Origin of the sequence: Actinoplanes auranticolor, from assembly GCF_018332655.1 — a bacterium.
GTDB classification, from domain to species: Bacteria; Actinomycetota; Actinomycetes; order Mycobacteriales; family Micromonosporaceae; genus Actinoplanes; species Actinoplanes auranticolor.
In genome coordinates this window covers 14,362-31,908 of sequence record NZ_BOQL01000060.1, presented here as the reverse complement: position 1 = coordinate 31,908, position 17,547 = coordinate 14,362, and the positions used below count along the sequence as shown (strand labels likewise).

At 70.4% G+C, this 17,547-nt stretch carries 9 protein-coding genes; 6 read left to right on the top strand and 3 right to left on the bottom strand.

The features are described from left to right. The first annotated feature begins 200 nt into the window (after window positions 1-200). The 4 genes from Aau02nite_RS34420 to Aau02nite_RS34405 are packed head-to-tail and all read left to right on the top strand — an operon-like array spanning window position 201 to window position 4,450. The gene (locus tag Aau02nite_RS34420; protein WP_212992793.1) at window positions 201-1,187 is read left to right on the top strand and encodes an ABC transporter permease; all 987 of its coding nucleotides are present in this window, start codon (window positions 201-203) and stop codon (window positions 1,185-1,187) included. Further along, complete coding sequence (locus Aau02nite_RS34415) at window positions 1,184-2,092, top strand: carbohydrate ABC transporter permease (protein ID WP_246595654.1); 909 nt, start codon at window positions 1,184-1,186, stop codon at window positions 2,090-2,092. Before Aau02nite_RS34420 ends, Aau02nite_RS34415 begins: the two co-directional genes overlap by 4 nt. A gap of 38 nt (window positions 2,093-2,130) precedes the next feature. Beyond that, the gene (locus tag Aau02nite_RS34410; RefSeq protein ID WP_212992791.1) at window positions 2,131-3,771 is read left to right on the top strand and encodes an ABC transporter substrate-binding protein; all 1,641 of its coding nucleotides are present in this window, start codon (window positions 2,131-2,133) and stop codon (window positions 3,769-3,771) included. A 1-nt stretch (window position 3,772) separates the two neighbouring features. Further along, complete coding sequence (locus tag Aau02nite_RS34405) at window positions 3,773-4,450, top strand: YesL family protein (RefSeq protein WP_212992790.1); 678 nt, start codon at window positions 3,773-3,775, stop codon at window positions 4,448-4,450. 18 nt (window positions 4,451-4,468) lie between these two features. Here Aau02nite_RS34405 and Aau02nite_RS34400 read toward each other — a convergent pair whose 3' ends face one another. Further along, window positions 4,469-6,379, bottom strand: a complete 1,911-nt coding sequence (locus Aau02nite_RS34400) for an alpha-glucuronidase (protein WP_212992789.1) — start codon at window positions 6,377-6,379, stop codon at window positions 4,469-4,471. A gap of 91 nt (window positions 6,380-6,470) precedes the next feature. Then, on the bottom strand, window positions 6,471-8,147 hold the full coding sequence (gene xynC, locus Aau02nite_RS48185) for a glucuronoarabinoxylan endo-1,4-beta-xylanase XynC (protein WP_498368220.1): 1,677 nt from the start codon (window positions 8,145-8,147) through the stop codon (window positions 6,471-6,473). Between the two features lie 481 nt (window positions 8,148-8,628). On the opposite strand from xynC, the gene Aau02nite_RS34390 reads away from it, so the two are divergent. After that, complete coding sequence (locus Aau02nite_RS34390) at window positions 8,629-9,996, top strand: LacI family DNA-binding transcriptional regulator (protein WP_212992787.1); 1,368 nt, start codon at window positions 8,629-8,631, stop codon at window positions 9,994-9,996. Between the two features lie 142 nt (window positions 9,997-10,138). Here Aau02nite_RS34390 and Aau02nite_RS34385 read toward each other — a convergent pair whose 3' ends face one another. Next, window positions 10,139-12,250 carry a PKD domain-containing protein gene (locus tag Aau02nite_RS34385; protein ID WP_212992786.1) on the bottom strand — a complete coding sequence of 704 codons (2,112 nt, stop codon included), beginning with the start codon at window positions 12,248-12,250 and terminating at the stop codon, window positions 10,139-10,141. A gap of 391 nt (window positions 12,251-12,641) precedes the next feature. Here Aau02nite_RS34385 and Aau02nite_RS34380 point away from each other — a divergent pair, with 391 nt between their 5' ends. Next, on the top strand, window positions 12,642-17,510 hold the full coding sequence (locus Aau02nite_RS34380; protein WP_212992785.1) for a multicopper oxidase domain-containing protein: 4,869 nt from the start codon (window positions 12,642-12,644) through the stop codon (window positions 17,508-17,510). The last annotated feature ends 37 nt before the right edge of the window (window positions 17,511-17,547 follow it).

Sequence of the window (17,547 nt, the reverse complement as noted above, 5' to 3'; positions counted from 1 at the left end):
CTCACCGCACGACGGTGGGTCCTGGCCCCTCGCCGAAGCACCCGGAGCGGCTTAGGTAAGCGTTTGCCTCGCCCGGTCGGACGGGGTTGACAGACATCGATGTGGCACTTAGTTTTCCGAAACAAAGCGGCCGTTGTCGTAACTTTCGCTCGTCGGTGTTCGGCACCGTCGCGGGCCGACCCAGAGGCAGGAGGAACGGCATGGCCCTGCCCAGAACGGCCGACCCGGTGTCCGGTACCGAACCGCCGGGCGCCGTACGCGGTGAGCGTCACATCCGGCCGCGCCGGCGCACCTGGTCGGCGGCGATACGCCGTGACTGGCAGCTCTACTCGCTTGCCGTACTGCCTTTGCTGTTCTTCGTGCTCTTCCGCTATCTGCCCATGCTGGGCAACGTGATCGCTTTCCGGCGGTACGTACCGGGCGGCGATCTCTTCGGCGAGACCTGGGTGGGCCTGCGCTATTTCACGATGTTCCTGCACGACCCGACGTTCTGGCAGGTCTTCACGAACACCCTGATCATCGGTGCGCTCACCCTGCTCTTCTGCTTCCCCCTGCCGATCGTGCTGGCCCTGTTGCTCAACGAGGTGCGCACCCGGTTCTTCAAGCGGTTCGTGCAGACCATCGCCTACCTGCCGCATTTCCTGTCCGTCGTCGTGGTCGCCGGCCTGGTGCTGCAGATGCTCTCCGTCGACGGCGTGGTCAACCAGGGCCTGCGTGCGGCCGGTCAGGATGCGGTCGCCTTCATGCAGGAACCGGGATGGTTCCGCACCATCTACGTCAGCTCCGAGGTGTGGCAGACCGTCGGCTGGGGCACGATCCTCTACCTGGCCGCGCTCACCACCATCGACGCCGACCTCTACCAGCAGGCGCAGGTGGACGGTGCGAACCGGTGGCGGCAGACCTGGCACGTGACGCTGCCGGGGATCCGGCCCACGATGGTCACGCTGCTCATTCTCAACATCGGGACCTTTCTGGCGGTCGGCTTCGAGAAGATCCTGCTGCTCTACAACCCGCTGATCTACCCCACCGCGGACGTCGTCTCGACCTACCTCTACCGGGTCGGCGTCGTCTCCGGCAGCTTCAGCTACGCGGCGGCGATCGGCCTGTTCGAGTCGGTGATCGGCCTGACCCTGGTGCTCTCGGCCAACTACCTGTCGCGACGCACGGTCGGGACGAGCCTGTGGTGAGCCTGATCGACGCGCCGGCGACCCGGCCGCAGGGACCACGGCCGACCCGCGGCTACCGGGTCTTCCAGGTGGTCAACGCGCTCGTCCTGACCGCCGTCGTGGTCCTGACCCTCTTCCCGTTCGTCAACATCCTGGCCCGCTCGTTCAGCGGCGAGCAGGAGATCCGTTCCGGACAGGTCAATCTGATCCCCCGCGGGTTCAACCTGACCACCTATCGGATCGTCATGTCGGACGCGATGTTCTGGACCAACTACCGCAACACCGTGGTCTACACGATCGCCGCCACGGCCGTCGCGCTCGCTCTGACCACCTGTTACGCGTACGTCCTGTCGAAGCGCCAGTTGAAGGGCCGCGGCCTGCTGGTCGCCATCGCCGTGTTCACGATGTTCTTCAACGGCGGTCTGATCCCCAACTACGTGCTGGTCAGCTCGCTCGGCCTGCGCAACACCATCTGGGCGATCGTGCTGCCGAACGCGATCAACGTGTTCAACCTGCTGGTGATGAAGGCGTTCTTCGAGAGCCTGCCCACCGAGCTGGAGGAAGCCGCCGCGGTCGACGGCATGGGGACCTACGGAACTCTGTGGCGCATCGTGCTGCCGCTTTCCAAAGCGGTGCTCGCGACGATGCTGTTGTTCTATGCGGTGGCGTTCTGGAACTCGTGGTTCCCGGGCTTCCTCTACATGGACCGGCAGGAGTTGTTCCCGGTCACCGTCTACCTCCGCAACCTGATCGCCGGAGCGACCGGCGGCACGGACCAGACCGCGTCGAGCGACGCGGCGCTGCAGATCGCGGCCAACATCCAGGCCGTGACGATCGTGCTCACCATGCTGCCGATCCTGCTGGTCTACCCGTTCATCCAGCGCTTCTTCGTCTCCGGAGTCATGCTCGGCGCCGTCAAGGGGTGACGCCGGGCCGTGTTCCACGCCCACCCAGAGGAGTCCCCATGGTTCATCTTTCCCGACGTCAGCTTCTCGCCGCGGCGGGCGCCGCCGCGGTGGCCGGCATGGCCGGTTGCAGCGACGACGACCCGGAGTCCGTTGACCTGAACGAAAAGCGCGCCGGTGCGATGGACGGATACAAAGCCGGCGACCAGTTCAAGGCAACCGAGCCGCTCAAGTTCTCGATCATGCTGTTGAGCAACCAGGCCTACCCGTACAAGCCGGAGTGGCCGTTCTGGGCCGAGCTGACCAAGCGCACCAACGTGACGCTGGACCCGGTCGCGGTGCCGGGCAGCGACTACGACCAGAAACGCAGCGTCATGGTGAGCGCCGGCAACGCCCCGCTGCTCATCCCGAAGACGTACCACCCGGCCGAGGAGGCGTACATCGCCGGCGGCGCGGTCCTGGCCGTCAGCGACTACACCGACCTCATGCCGAACTATTCCGACAAGGTCAAGCGCTGGAACCTGCAGGCCAACCTCGACACGTACGCCCAGGAGGACGGCAAGTACTACCTGCTGCCCGGCGTGCACGAGGGCGTCTGGCAGGACTACACGCTGGCGGTGCGCACCGACATCCTGAGCAAGCTGGGCGTGCCGATGCCGAAGACGTGGGACGACGTCACCACGATGCTGCGCGAGATGAAAAAGGCGTACCCGAGCCAGTACCCGCTGTCCGACCGGTGGAGCACGCCGCCCCAGCCTGGCGGCAACGCGCTGATCAGCATCGTGGGCCAGGGTTACGGCGTCAATTCCGGCTGGTCGTGGAACCCGGCGTACTGGGACGCCACCGCCGGCAGGTTCGCCTTCACCGGGGCGACCGACCAGTACCGGCAGATGCTGCAGTACCTCGCCGCGCTGGTGAGCGAGAAACTCGTCGACCCGGAGAGCTTCACCCAGACCGACGACAACGCGCGGCAGAAGTTCGCCAGCGGTAAGTCGTTCGTGATGTGCTGCAACGCCCAGACCCTGGTGAAGGAAGCCCGCAAGGACATCGCCAAGCTTCCCGGGGCGACCGTGGCGAAGATACCGCTGCCGATGGGACCGATGGGCGCTTCGCTGCCGCCGGACAACCGGCTCGAGAACGGGCTGATGATCTCCCGCAAGGCGTTGCAGAACAAGAACTTCGTGGCCATGATGCAGTTCGTCGACTGGCTCTGGTATTCCGACGCCGGCCAGATGTTCGCCCGGTGGGGCGTCGAGGGCGAGACCTTCACCGGCAAGGTGGAGGACGCCAGCTTCAAGCTCGACCCGAAGGTCAAGTGGAGCGGGCTGAACCCGGACGCGGCCAAGGACCTGCAGGTCGACTACGGGTACTCCAACGGCGTCTTCGCGTACGGCGGCAGCACCGCGATGCTCAACTCGCAGTTCTCCAAGGAGGAGAAGGCGTTCCAGGCGGAGATGAACAAGCGGACGATCCGCCCGGTTCCCCCGGGTCGTCCGCTGACTGTGGAGGAGCGCGAGCAGGCGACGCTGCAGGAGGCCGCTCTGCGCGATCACGTCGACCAGCAGACGCTGAAGTTCATCCTCGGCCAGCGGCCGCTCTCCGAGTGGGACGCCTACGTCGCCGAGCTCAAGGGCAAGGGCCTGGACCAGTACGTCGGCACCCTGAACAAGGCGTACGAGCGGTTCAAGGGAAAGAAGTGAGATGACCGCGACCGTGACCTGGGGTACCGGGCCGCTCGCCCGGGCCGCCGCGCTGGTGCACACCCTGCTCGTGGTGCAGTTCTGCGTCCTGGTCACGGCCGCGCCGGCGGTGGTGGTCCCGGTCCTGCTGGACCGGGACGCCAGCAACGTCCCTCTGCTCGCGGCGGCCGCGGTGCCGCTCGGGCCCGCCCTGTCCGCCGCTCTCTACGCACTGCGTCACCGCGGCCGTGACCTGACCGACCTCTCCCCCGCTCGCGTGTTCTGGCGCGGCTACCGGATGAACGCCCGGGCCGTGCTGAAGCTGTGGCTGCCCTGGCTGGCCTGGGCCGCGGTCGCCGGGATCACCTTGGCCCACCCGCAGGGCGCCGGGGTGCCCGGGTGGTGGCACGCCGCCCTCGTCGCGCTCGCCGCCGGCTCCCTGCTGTGGCAGGCCAACGCTCTGGTCATCGCGTCGCTGTACGAGTTCCGGACCCGGGACGTCGCCCGGCTGGCCGCCTGGTTCCTGGTCCGCACCCCGCGGGTGACCCTGGGCACCACAGGGCTCGCTCTGGCCGCCGGCGCCGTAGTGGTGTGGTGGTCCGACGCTGTGCTGGCGCTGTTCGCGGCCGTCTTCGCCGCAGCCCTGCTGACCGTCTCGGACCCGATGCGGGCCGAGATCGAGCACCGCTTCATCCGGTGAGGAGCCGGTGCGCCGGCGTCAGTAGATCGGACGGCCGTGTTCGTCGGGCACTCCGGACTTGCGGAGGAAGTAGGCGTTGATCTGGTCCCGCCACTCCTCGGCGGAGCGCACCTGCTCGTTCAGCAGACCGGCGACCCGGCGGAAGAGCTCGGTCGGCACCTCGTCGCTGATCGTCTGCCAGCGGCGGCGCATCTCCGCGGTCTCGGCGGCGCCGGCGAAATGCGTGTCGTAGATGTGCTGAATCACCGTGCGGCCGTCACGCAGCACGTGACCGTACGGCAGATGGTGGAAGAACAGGGCCAGCTCGTCGGGGCAGTCGGCCGCCGATTCATAGATCGAGGCCCACGGCTGGGGGTACTGCCCGGTGAATCCGGTGCCGGTGGCCACCGTGCGGTCCACGCCCACACCGTCGCGGTCGGCATGGTGGTAGGTCCCCCACGGCGTGTACTCGTAGCCGTCCACGTCGGGGCCGTAGTGGTGGCCGGGCCGCACCATGAAGCCGACGCCGAGCGGGGCGGTGTACCGCTCGTACGTCTGCCAGGAGCCGTCCATGACAGCGTGCAGCGTCGCCCGCAACGCCGGCGACGCGCCGGGAAAGGTCAGGCCGGTCCACTCGTCGAGGATCGTCACCGGGTCGAGCGTATGGTCCCAGGCGAGGCGGCCGAAGGCGTACAGGTTGGCCTGGGCCAGGGGGTGCCCGGTCCAGAACGGGTCGTCGCCGGTGTTGGCCACCGCGACCATCTCGGCGGCGACGCCGGCGATCGCCGGACCGTCGGTGCCCCGCAGCAGCGAACTCCACATCGGAGCGAGATAGCAGAGGTGCCGCTGCTGACCGGTGTACTCCTGGGTGGCCTGCACCTCGACGGCGAGCCGGGTCGCGGGCATGGCGGCGATCAGCGGCGCCACCGGCTCGCGCGCCTGGAAGTCCATCGGGCCGTGCTTCACCTGCACGACCACGTTGTCCCGGAAGGCTCCGTCGAGCGGGGTGAAGTGGTCGTACGCGGCGCGGGCCCGGTCGACGGAGCGGTCCCGCCAGTCCTGCCGGTGGTTGTAGACGAAGGCCCGCCAGTGCACCACGCCGCCGTGCGGGGCGAGGGCACCGGCCAGCAGGTTGGCGCCGTCAGCGTGCGAGCGGCCGTACGTGAACGGGCCCGGCTGACCCTCGGAGTCGGCCTTGACCAGGTAGCCGCCGAAATCGGGGATCATCTCGTAGACCGCTCGCGTGGCCTCCGCCCACCATGCCACCACCCGGTCGTCGAGCGGGTCGGCACCGGGCAGGCCGTGGTGCACCGGGGCGGCGAAGGAAACCGAGAGGTGCACCCGGATGCCGTAGCGGCGGAACTCGGCAGCCAGCTCGGCCACCTCGGCGAGGCGGTCGGTGAGCAGCCGGGTCTCGGTGGCGTGCACGTTGACGTTGTTGAGAGCGACCGCGTTGACGCCGCACGCCGCCAGCAGCCGGGCGTAGGCGGCCACCCGCGGCAGGTCCCGCCGGGGCTCGCCGGCCCGCCAGAACAGCGAGCCGCCGGCGTACCCCCGCTCGACCTGACCCATCACCGGATGGACGTCCACGTTGTCCCAGTGGTCGACCATCCGGCGGTCGACCGCGGGCCGGTAGCGACCCGCCGGCGCCTCCCGGAGCAGGTGGAACAGCGAGTGCAGCAGGCCGTGCGGCGCGGCCGCACGGATCAGGGTGCGGCCGTCGCGCCGGACGATCTCGAATCCCTCGCCGTCCAGCGCGGGATCGCCGCCCAGCCCGAACTCGACGTCGCCGTCGGTCTCGACGAGGGTCGCTCCGGCCGCCCGCAGCTCCGCGAGCACGGTCCGCACCAGCAGGCCTTCGCCGGTGACGCGGACGCGGCGGCCCGTGATCGGCCGCCAGGCCCCGGGCGGCAGCCACGCCGGATGGACTGGTTCATCGACGATCGGCATCCCCTGAGTCAAACACAGGAGGGGACACGGCTGCCGCCACGAACGTCCGGGCCGACCGTAAGAGGTCGGCCCGGAGCGGTGCTGTGGATGCTCAGCTGACCTGGACCAGGCGCCAGTTGTTCTTGGCGCTGCCGTTGTCGGTGAACTGCACCGCCTGAGTACCCAACGTACTGGAACCGTTCAGGATGGCCAGGACCTTGCCGCTGTTGACGTTGCGGATCCGGTACGAGCCGTCACTGTTGGCCACCAGAGTCCAACGGTGATCCGCGGTACCGGTGTCACCCCACTGCAACACCCGAGCATTGTCAGCAGTCGACATGTTCTCCACTCCCAGCACCTTGCCACTGTGGGCGTTCCGGAACCGCACATTCGACCCGTCAGCGATCCGCACCCAGTTGTGATCGGCCGTACCCGAATCACTCCACACCACGGCCAGACCACCGTCAGCGGTCGACATGTTCTGCACACCCAACACCAGACCGGTACTGACGTTGACCAGCTTGTAGGTATCCCCCGTGGGAGTGATGCCGCCGCTCACGGTGGTCACGAAGGTCATGATGCTGCGCGCGGGCAGGTTGACGGTCAGCGAGCCGTTCGACATGGTGAGCGCGCCCTGGGCCGCGACGGTTCGGCTCGCGTCGGTCACCCAGTTCGAGACACTGCCGGAGGCCGTGGTGTTGGCCAGGGTGAACTGCTGGCTCACCGACGAGGTGTTCTTGTTGACCGCCACGATGACGACGGTGTTGCCGTTCTTGTACGCCGACACGTACACGTTGCTCGCGGGGTTCGCCGTCGCGTCGATGCGGACGTATCCGGGGCGCACGAACCGGGAGAAGTGCGCCATCATGGCGCCGCGCTTGCTGACCTGGCCGTCCTCACGCATCGGGCTGTAGCTGCGCCGCAGGTACCACCAGACATAGGCCTGGAACTCGGCGTCGACCATGGCGCGGTGGATGTGCTCGCCCACGTCGAGGGCCTCGGGCCAGGCGTCGCCGGAGTTGGTGTTGCTGTTGGGGTAGTAGACCTCGGTCATCCAGAGTTCTTTGCCCCCGCCCTTCTGCTTGAACAGCGGGTACGGGAAGTTGCTGTACGGCGTGCCGTAGAGGTGGGCTCCGATGATGTCGACGTTGGCCAGCGCCGCGGCGTCGTTGAGGATCGGGTCCGACACCGACTTGACGTACTGGAACGACTCCGGCGCTATGACCCGGGTGCCGATCGAGCCGGCGTTCTCCCGCAGGAACCTGGTCATCTCCGCCGGGGTCCACCACGTCCACTCGCTGGCGTAGTCAGGCTCGTTCTGCACCGAGATGGCGTACAGGTTCACCCCGTTGTTCCGCATGTGCGTGGTGAAGTTGTTCAGGTGCTGGGCGTAGGCGGCGTACGAGCCGGCCCTGAGGCGCTTCTGATTGGCCACGCCGTTACGGGTGAAGGTCTCGATCATGCTCGCGGGCGGGTTCCACGGCGACGCGAACACCGTCGCCCCGAGCTCGACCGCGCGCTTGGCCGTGGCCAGGTCACGGCTCCAGTCCGCCTGGTTCTCGTTGACCGGGATCCGCAGGATGGAGAACCCGAGCTTGCCGTCCCCGTTGCCGAACGCCGTGTCCCGCTGGGCAGCCGTCAGGTCACCGATCCAGGCCGCGTGGGACATGGCACCGAAACCCTTGATCGTCTGCCGGGTCGCCGACGGATTGATGTTCGCCGCCGCGGCCGAGGCCTCCGTGGCCACGACGACCGACGCCGCGACCGTCGCCACCGGCACGGCCCCCATCACCGCCAGGAGCGTCCTGCGGCGCACCACGTTCCGCCCGCCGTCCACCGGCCCGATCTCGTCTTGCGTCATGTTCTCGTCCTTCTGCCTGTCGGTGCCGATCCGCGCCTGCTCGAGCTCATCGGCCCGGTCGGCAACCGGTCTCCTGTGCCGCCCCGGAATGGACCTCGACCCGGCGACGACACCCCTTGGGGGATAGATGTTCATCCATCGGAAACATACTCTGACAGAACCGGTCCACCTCCGCAATGACTGTTTCCGCAGAAGCGTGGTTCGGCTCGCGCAGCGCTGTGAACAGGGAAGGATCGGCTGTCGTGGAGCCAAGAACGAGAACTGATGGCTCCACGAAGAAATACCTGGAATGGCTCCACAAGGACGTCTGAAGGCGACGACTTACGAGGTGATACCGCCTATTTGCCGGGCTCCGCACGACGTGGAGCTACGTGGAGCCATCCGGGGCGCGGTGCGCTACGGTTCCACCATGGCGACCGGAAGCGCGCTGCCGCGGGCGCGTGGCGAGATCGAGACGCTGCCCAGTGGATCGCTGCGGGTGCGGGTCTACGCGGGCATCGATCCCGTGTCGAAGAAGCGGCAATACCTCGTGGAGACCGTGCCCGCCGGCGCCGACGCCGCGGACGAGGCGGACAAGGTGCGCGTTCGCCTGCTGCGGGAAGTCGCCGAGAGCCGCGGTTCGCGACGCCGGCGCCCGCAGCCGCCGGACACCGGCGCACCGGAGCATCCGGTGACGCCGATCAGCACATCCGCCACCGTGGCGTCCCGCGCGACCGCGGACGGCGCGAAACCGGGGCGGCGACGCGGTGCCCTGACGGTGGCCGCGATCGCACGGCTGGCCGGCGTCTCGCCGCCGACGGTGTCGAAGGTACTGAACGGCCGTCCGGGCGTGGCTCCGGACACCCGCCGCCGGGTGGAGGAGCTGCTGCGCGGGCAGAGCTACCGGCGCCCCGAGAAGGTCACCCGGGCGGCTTGCGTCGAGGTGGTCTTCTACGGCGCGCTGGGCCAGGTCGCCGTCGAGCTCATGCGGGGCGCGAAGCAGGTCGTCGTCGAGCACGACCTCACCGTCGGCTTCACCGACGTGTTGCGGGAGGCCGCGACGGGCCGTAACTGGGAGCGGGACCTGCTGTCGCGCCGGCCGGCCGGCGTGATCATGGTGCAGATGGGAGTCGCACCGGAACAGCACGGGCTGTTGGCCGCCTGCGCCATCCCCCTCGTGGTGGTGGACCCCACGGTCGAGCCGCTGCAGCCGGTGCCCTCGGTGTCCGCGGCCAACCGCCGCGGGGCCTTCGCCGCCGCCCGGCACCTGCTCGACCTGGGCCATCGACGCATCGCTGTGATCAGCGGACCCCTCGACCGGCTGTGTGCGCGGGAACGCCTGGCCGGGGTGCGATCAGCCCTCGCGGCGGGCGGCACGCCGCTGGACGAGAGCCTGCTGCGACCCGGAATATGGTTCTCGTTCGAGGACGGTCGCACGCACGCCGCAGAGCTCCTCCGCCTCGACGAGCCGCCTACGGCCGTCCTCTGCGGCAACGACCTGCAGGCCTTCGGCGTCTACGAGGCCGCCCGGCAGGCCGGGGTACGCATCCCGGACGAGCTCAGCGTGGTGGGTTTCGACGACATCTCCTACGGCGGCTGGTGCGGACCGCCACTGACCACGGTCCGGCAGCCGATCACCGAGATGGGTGCCACCGCCGCGCGGCTCCTCCTGGCCCTGGCGGCCGGGGAGACCATCAGCCAGACCCACGTGGAACTCGCGACGACCCTGGTCGTACGCGGCAGCACGGCCGCACCGCGCGAGCATGCCGAAAGCGCGTCGCACAGCCGGCTCCCCTGAACTCGGCGCGGGAAAGCACTGCGGCCCGCGGGTCGTACCCGCGCAGCCGCCCGCAGGGACGGGTGGTTGCGAACCCGGTCGGCCCAACCCGACACCGACCCGGGCCGCCCCGCCGCGCCGTCGGCGCGGCGGGGACCCAGGATCAGCTGGTGATCGTGATCGGCACCGCCAGTGACTGGCCGCCGGTGGCGGTGATGACGCTGACCGTCGTCGCGGTTCCGGGTGCCGGAGCGGTCGGACGCAGGTCGAACGCGCCGGTCGCGTCGACCGTCCCCCGGCCGACCACCACGCCCTTGAGGTCGCTGCCGAGCACTGCCACCACCACCTGGCCGGCCGGCACATCGCTGGTGCCGCTGATCCGCCATTCGCCCCGGGTCCGGTAGCGGGCGGTCACGGTGGCCAGGGTCTCCGCCTGGGCGGTGACGACGACCTGGTCGGTGCTGGTGCCGGCGGGACCCGTCGCGGTGAGCTCGAAGGTCAGCGGTGCGGCGTTCACCGTGTACGCCGGGTTCGGGCCGGGCGAGGCGGGCAGGGCGATCAGCGGCAGCGTGAAGGTCGGTTTGGCGGTGCCCGCGCCGGCCAGCGTGACAGCCGGCCCGGAGACCTGCCGCCAGGCCAGGGTGTTGGCACCGCGGGACGTGGAGCCGTCCAGAGTCACGGTCCGCCCGCGCAGGACGGTCTGGTCCGGGCCGGCCGCGGCCTGGGTGCCGGTCGCCGCGCCGACCACCGTGGTGGCCGTCGCCGGGCTCGATACGCCACCCGGGCCGGTCGCCACCAGCTGGAACGTGTAGGTGCCGGCGGTCGCGGCGACGAAGGTGGGCTTGGCCGTGGTGGCCCCGGTCAGGGTCACTGTCGGCCCGGCCGTCTGCTTCCAGGCCCAGGAGTCGACCACGCCGAGCGAGCCGCTGCCGTCCAGGGTGACGGTCTGGCCGGCGGTGGCGGTGGCCGGTGCGGTCGCCACGGCGACCGGAGCGTCCGCGGTCATGGCCGGACCGGTGCCCGTGACCGGCACGGTGGTCGCGCCGCCCTTGGACGAGGTCACCGTGACGGTGGCCGGCGGCGCGACGACGTCGGAGAACGGCGTGGCGCCCGGTGCGCCGAACCCGGTGACGGTCAGGACGCCGGGGGTGGCGTCGCGGTCGCTCGACTCGGCGGCCACGGTCAGGGTGTGCTGGGTGGCGTCGTAGACCGCCTTGGCCACGGTGACCACGTCGACCAGCGCGCGGGTGCGACGGGTGGCCGGGTTGTCGCTCAGGTTGGCGACCTCGACGCCGGCCGGAACCGTGCCTGTGACCGGTAGGCGGGCGTAGTAGCGGCCGTCCTGACCCCGCATCCGGGTGGTACGGAAGCCGGCGGCACTGTCACCGGTGACGTCGAGCGCCTGGCCCGGGTCCGAGGTGGCGTACACCTCGATCACGCCCTTGCCGTCGGCGCCGACGGTGTAGGTGGCCTGCGGGACGGTCAGCCCGGAGTTGCCGGCGACCCGGCCCTGCACGCTGAACAAGTCGGTGCGGCCGACCTCGGCGACCACCGCGCCGGCCGCGTCCAGGCGTTCGATCTTGACGAAGTTCGTGCCGTACGGGCTGCCCACGACGCGGTGCTCGACCGCCGGGTTGCCGGTGTAGCCGGTCGGGGCGGCCGGGGCCACCGCCGGGTCCCACTTGAGGAACGGGCCGATCCGGCTGTTCAGGGCACCGCCGAAGGCGCCCGGGACGGTGCCCACGTCCTCGGTGGCGTTGACCGCGCCATTGGCCGAGACCAGCTCGTCGATGCCGTACGGGTGGGTAATCCGGTACCGCTCCCCGGTCGGCGCGGCGAACCGGATCCGCACCCGGCCGAACACCATCTGGTCACCCTCCCTGACCGCGTCGTTGGCCCACGCCCCCTCGAGGTCGAGTCCGACGGTCGCCCGGGCTCCGCCGGTCAGGGTCAGCGACGCCCCGGCCAGCTGGTAGAAGAACTCGCCGGGGAAGTTGTCCGGGTAGGACACCGGCTGGTCCGGGTCCGGCACCTCGTCGGCCAGCGCCGGGCACAGCGGGTCGTCCAGGGTGGTGCACGCTTCCAGCCGGAGTCCGGTGCTGTCGCCGTACCAGGCCGGGAAGCCGTGCTCGGCGAGCGGGCCGACCTGGGCCAGGGCGCCCTGCCGGGGGCCGACCGGGGCGACCGGCACCGCCGCTGCCATGACCGCCAGGGTGGTGGCGGCGACGGTCGCGGAGCCGACCGCGACCAGCACACGCATGACCGATCTGTTCATCGATTCTCCTCGGATTGCGCCGCGTAGCGGACGCACAGACGACGGCCACCGGATGATCCGGTGAAGGCGCGTCAGGGGTGTGGGAGCGGCAACCGGCTTCGGCGCACGGCGGCTTGCACTGATGCCGGTCAATCTATGCGAGTGTCCGTATCCTGCATCTCGGTCACGTCGGCACACCGCCCTGCCGTTCCACCGACCGGCGACTCAGCCGATCAGCTCAATCGAGCCCAGACAGGACCGAAGCCCTCGTCCGAGTGCCGAACGGCCCCTTGACAGTCCTCATAGACATCGTGGAACGTCGATATTGCTATCGACGTTCATCACTGACGTGTCCGATGTTGATCACCGCGCGGTGGAACGCCTCTCGCACTTACTTCCGCTTGGAGCCACTTTGCCTGCCGGCCGCCTGCCCGCGCTCATCCGCCGGGCCACGCTGACCGCCCTGTTCCTCGGCCTCCTGATGTCCCTTCCCGCCACCGGTGTGCTGAACACCCTGCACCGGCCGGCCGCCGGCCCCGCCGGGACGCAGCACGCCGCTGCCCCGGCGCATGAGCACGCGGCCGGCGGGCAGCAGCACGCCAGTGCCGGCAACGCCGCCGGCAACCTCCAGTTCGCCCCGGTCGACGGGAGCGGACACGTCGACCACACCGCGATGGCGATCCAGTCCGGACAGACCGACGGCCCGTCGGCCCCGACCAACCGCAGCGCCGCGGACCGCGAACCGATCGCCGGCCTGCTCACCGGCATCTCCTGGCGCGATGTGCTGCTGACGGTCGCGCTGCTGTCCGGCGTCCTGCTGGTGGCCGAGCTGCTCAGCGGGTTCCGGACCGGCCGCCGGCGCCGCGCCTGGCGGCTGGAACCGCAGGACGTTCCGCGCTCGCCGGCACCGGCACGGCCACGGGCGCCGCGCGCCCTCACCACGGCGCTCAGCCGGGGTGCCGTCGCCGCCGCCGCACTCGCTGTCGCCGCGCCCGGCCACGGCGCCCTGTTCACCGGCTCCTGGGCCGGCGCCGACCTGCACGGCCTGCGGGTGCTGCTGACCTGCCTGCCGGTGACCGTCGTCGCCGCGCTCGCCGTCACCGGCGCTGTCCGCGCGACCCGCGCGGTCCGCGCCGAGCTGCGGGCCGGTCGTGGTCCGCGCCGGCCATTGCGGGCCGCCTTCGCCGGCGCCGTCACCCTCGTGGTGGCGGCCGCGCCGGTGTTCGTCCCGACGGGTGCGGCTCAGGCCGGGTCCGCGGGCGGGATCTGCCCGGCGGACGCCCGGGTGGTCACCTACGACATCGCCGCCTTCTCCCTGGCCGTCCCGCTCAACGGCTGGGGTGACAAGCTGGCCGACGGCGCCGTGTACGCGCTGAAGAACTCCGACGCCCGGGTCGGCAAGGCGCAGCTCACCGCGAACCCGGCGCTCAGCGAGCCCCTGGTCGTCCGGGCCAACGTGGGCGACTGCATCAAGGTCGTCATGCGCAACGATCTGAACCACCGGGTCGGCCTGCACCCCGACGGCCTGGTGCAGTTCGACCCGGAGGCCTCCGACGGCGGACGGGTCGGCCGCAATCCGGACACCACCGTGGCGCCCGGCGGCTCGGCGACCTACACCTGGTACGCCGACAAGCAGGGCGAGGCGCCGCTCACCGACATCGCCAACATCGACGCCGCCGACGACGCGCACACCTCGACCCAGGACGGCCTGTACGGCGCGATCGTGGTCCACCCGAAGGGTTCCACCTGGACCAACCCGACCACCGGGGCCAACCTCCTCGACCCGGCCACCGGCCGCGCGGTGGAGACCCGGCTGTTCGCCGACGTCGCCACCCCGGCCGGAGCGCTGCGCTCGTACGCCATGGTGCTGATGGACGAGAACGAGGACGTCGTCGACCGCGACGGCAAGGCGCCGACGTTCCCGACCACCGGGCTGGCCGACTCCACGTTCGGCATCAACTACCGTTCCGAGCCGCTGCGCAACCGGCTGCGGGCCATCCTGGACCACCGCGCCGGCAAGACCATCAAACTGCCCAACGGCAAGACGTTCACCGCCGCCGACCACTTCTGCGACGGCTACGTGGCGGAACTGGACAAGGTGGTCGCCGATCCGGGGGCCAAGTGCCTGGGCGAGGAGTCGCACCTGCAGTCCTGGATCTTCGGCGACCAGGGCAAGATCACCCGTACCCTGGCCGACGGGTCGGTGACCGTCGACTCGGACAACCTGATCCCCAAGGCGTACGTCGGTGACCCGGTGCAGTTCCACGTGGTGCACCCCGGCGCCAAGGAGACCCACCCCTGGCACCAGCACACCCAGCGGTGGTTCAAGGACCCGAACAATCCCGACTCGCCCCGCAACGACGTGCAGTCCATCGGCCCCGGCGAGGGCTACCGGATGGAGCTCGAGGGCGGTGCCGGCGGCCTGCAGCGCACCGCCGGTGACTCGATCTTCCACTGCCACCTCTATCCGCACTTCGCCCAGGGCATGTGGGGCCACCTGCGGATCTTCGACCGGCTCCGGAACGGCGCCCAGCGCTACCAGGACGGCACCCCGATCACCGCGCTGCGCGAACTGCCCACCCGCACCGGACAGACCGCCGCACCGACGGCCACCCAGCCCGGCTTCCCGCTGTTCGTCAAGGGTGACTTCGGTCAGCGGGCCTACCGGGCGCCGTACGCGGTGGTCAAGGACACCTTCGCGGCCATCCGGCGCCCCGGCGACGCACCCCGCACGCCCACCGCGCTGGAAGCCGCCGGCCTGCCGGCGCTCAACGCCGCCAAACCCGGCAACGGCTACATCGACCCGTGCCCGACCGGCGCGCCGACGCGCACCTACCGGCCGCACGTGATCGATGTGCCGATCACCTACAACAGCGCCGGTTGGAAGGACCGGCAGGGCCGGGTGTACGCCGAGGAGTCCCAGGCCGCAGCGGTCCGGGCCGGCACCAGGCAACCCGAACCGTTCACCATCCGCGCCCGGCTGGGCGAGTGCGTGCAGGTCTACACCACCAACGACCTGCACCTCGACGAGGACCCGAACGTGCCGCTGGACCACGTCAACCGCCTCGACGGCGCCTTCATGACCGGCGAGGAGACCGCCGAGGTCTCCACCCACGTGCACCTGGTCAAGTTCGACGAACTCGCCTCCGACGGCACCAGCGTCGGCTGGAACTACAGCTCCAGCGCGATGCCGGGCCAGACGTACGGCTACCGCTGGTTCATCGACCAGCCGCTGCGGACCGCGTTCTTCCACGACCACCAGTACGCCAACCTGCACCAGCAGAAGGGCCTGTTCGCGGCGATGCACGTGGAGCCCGCGGACGCGACCTGGCACGACCCGAAGACCGGCGCGGCCACCGACGGCACCGGCACCGTCGCCGACATCCGCTCCGCGAGCGGGCCCGACTTCCGCGAGATCAGCGTGTTCCACCAGGACCGCATCCCGATGTGGAAGAACAACGGCACCGGCTCACCGGTCAATCCACCGCCCGATGTCGACGACTACGGCGCCGACCAGGGCGGGTACGCGCTGAACTACCGCAACGAACCGTTCCAGATCCGGACCTCCCCCGGCGCGAGCGGCGCCAAGGGCGACCCGGCGTACGTGTACTCCTCCGCCGTGCACGGCGACCCGTCGACCCCGGTGTTCCAGGCGTACGCCAAGGACCCGGTGATCGTGCGCAACGTCGACGGCGCGCACGAGGAGGTGCACACCTTCAACATCCACGGCCACCGGTGGCTCAACGAACCGGACAACGCCTCGTCCACCATCGTCGACACCCAGAGCCTGGCCCTGGCCGAGTACTACAACTACGAGGTCAGCGGCTCGACGGTGAAGCGCAAACCGCGGTCCAACCCCGACACGGCCAAGCACGCCAAGAACGAGTCGGCCAACGGCGCACCCAGCATCCTGGCCAACGGGGCCGGTCCGCCCGGCGACTACCTCTACGGCTCCACCCCGCTGGACGACCAGTGGCTGGGCATGTGGGGCGTCTTCCGGGTGCCCGGCGGCAAGACCGCCGACCTGCAACAGCTGCCCGACCAGAAGAACCCGGGTGGCAACGGTACGCAGTGGCCGGCGCTCAAGCCCGGTGACCCGCTCAACACGACCCCGCCCAAGCTGGTCAAGACCTGCCCGGCGCAGTCCACCGCCCGCAAGTACGACGTCGTGGCGATGACCCGCGACATCGTCTACAACCCGGCCAGCGGCGACCACGACCCCGCGGGGGCGCTGTACGTGCTGGCCGAGCACGAGGCGGCGGTCCGGGCCGGCACCCGGCCGGCCGAACCGCTGAACCTGCGGGCCAACGCCGGCGACTGCCTGGAGGTGACGCTGACCAACAAGCTGCCGTCCGGGGGCCTGCCGGCCCACACCGGGGACGTGCCGCTGCCGGCCGACGCGCCGTTCCCCGCCGGGAAACGCGTCTCCCTGCACGCCGGCCTGGTCGAGTATCTGGCGACCAGCGCCGACGGGGCGACCGTCGGGTACAACTACGACCAGACCGTCGGACCGGGCCAGAGCATCGGCGCGTACTGGTACGTGCCCGAGGAACTGGCCGGCAGCACCGCCATGCTGGCCGACTTCGGTGACCGCCGCGGCCACCGGCACCACGGCCTGTTCGGCGGCCTGCTGATCGAACCCAAGGGCTCCACCTGGACCGACCCGGCCACCGGCGCGCCCGTGGTCACCGGCGACCGGGCCGTCATCAAGTGGACCGACGCGAGCGGCACGGCCCGGTCCTTCCGCGAGTACGCCCTGCACTGGCAGGACGGCCTCAACCTGCGGACCCCGTCCGGGGCGGCGATTCCACCCGCGGGCGATCCGGACGACCCGTACGAGCTGGGCAACCGGGGCATCAACTACCGCACCGAACGGTTCGCGCCCCGCCTGGCCCGGGACCCGGCCCAGTCCAACGTCCTGAGCTCGGCCGTCCACGGCGACCCGGCGACTCCCGTGCTGCGGGCGTACCCCGGCGACCCGGTCAAACTGCGGCTGCTGATCGGCAGCGACCGCGGGCGGGCGCACAGCTTCATGCTCAGCGGCCACGGCTGGAACTACCAGGCGGCCGACCCGGCGTCGACCGTGGTCAGCACGCGAGGTTCGCTCCTGGCCAGCCAGGCGGCATCGCTCGACCTGATCGGGGGCGCGGGCGGTCCGCGGTCCGCCACCGGGGACTTCCTGTTCCGCGACGGCAACCAGGTGAACCAGACCAACGCCGGGTTGTGGGGGCTGCTGCGCGTGCACGCCAGTACGCAGCCGGACCTGCCGCCACTGCGCTGACAGGTAGCGCACACGGGAAGCGGGAAGTGCTGCCGGA

Excerpts from the sequence above, each read along its gene's own strand:
- Aau02nite_RS34420 (WP_212992793.1), top strand. The coding sequence starts at position 201 with ATGGCCCTGCCCAGAACGGCCGACCCGGTGTCCGGTACCGAACCGCCG.
- Aau02nite_RS34410 (WP_212992791.1), top strand. The coding sequence starts at position 2,131 with ATGGTTCATCTTTCCCGACGTCAGCTTCTCGCCGCGGCGGGCGCCGCC.
- Aau02nite_RS34405 (WP_212992790.1), top strand. The coding sequence starts at position 3,773 with ATGACCGCGACCGTGACCTGGGGTACCGGGCCGCTCGCCCGGGCCGCC.
- Aau02nite_RS34400 (WP_212992789.1), bottom strand. The coding sequence starts at position 6,379 with ATGCCGATCGTCGATGAACCAGTCCATCCGGCGTGGCTGCCGCCCGGG.
- xynC (WP_498368220.1), bottom strand. The coding sequence starts at position 8,147 with ATGGGGGCCGTGCCGGTGGCGACGGTCGCGGCGTCGGTCGTCGTGGCC.
- Aau02nite_RS34390 (WP_212992787.1), top strand. The coding sequence starts at position 8,629 with ATGGCGACCGGAAGCGCGCTGCCGCGGGCGCGTGGCGAGATCGAGACG.
- Aau02nite_RS34385 (WP_212992786.1), bottom strand. The coding sequence starts at position 12,250 with ATGAACAGATCGGTCATGCGTGTGCTGGTCGCGGTCGGCTCCGCGACC.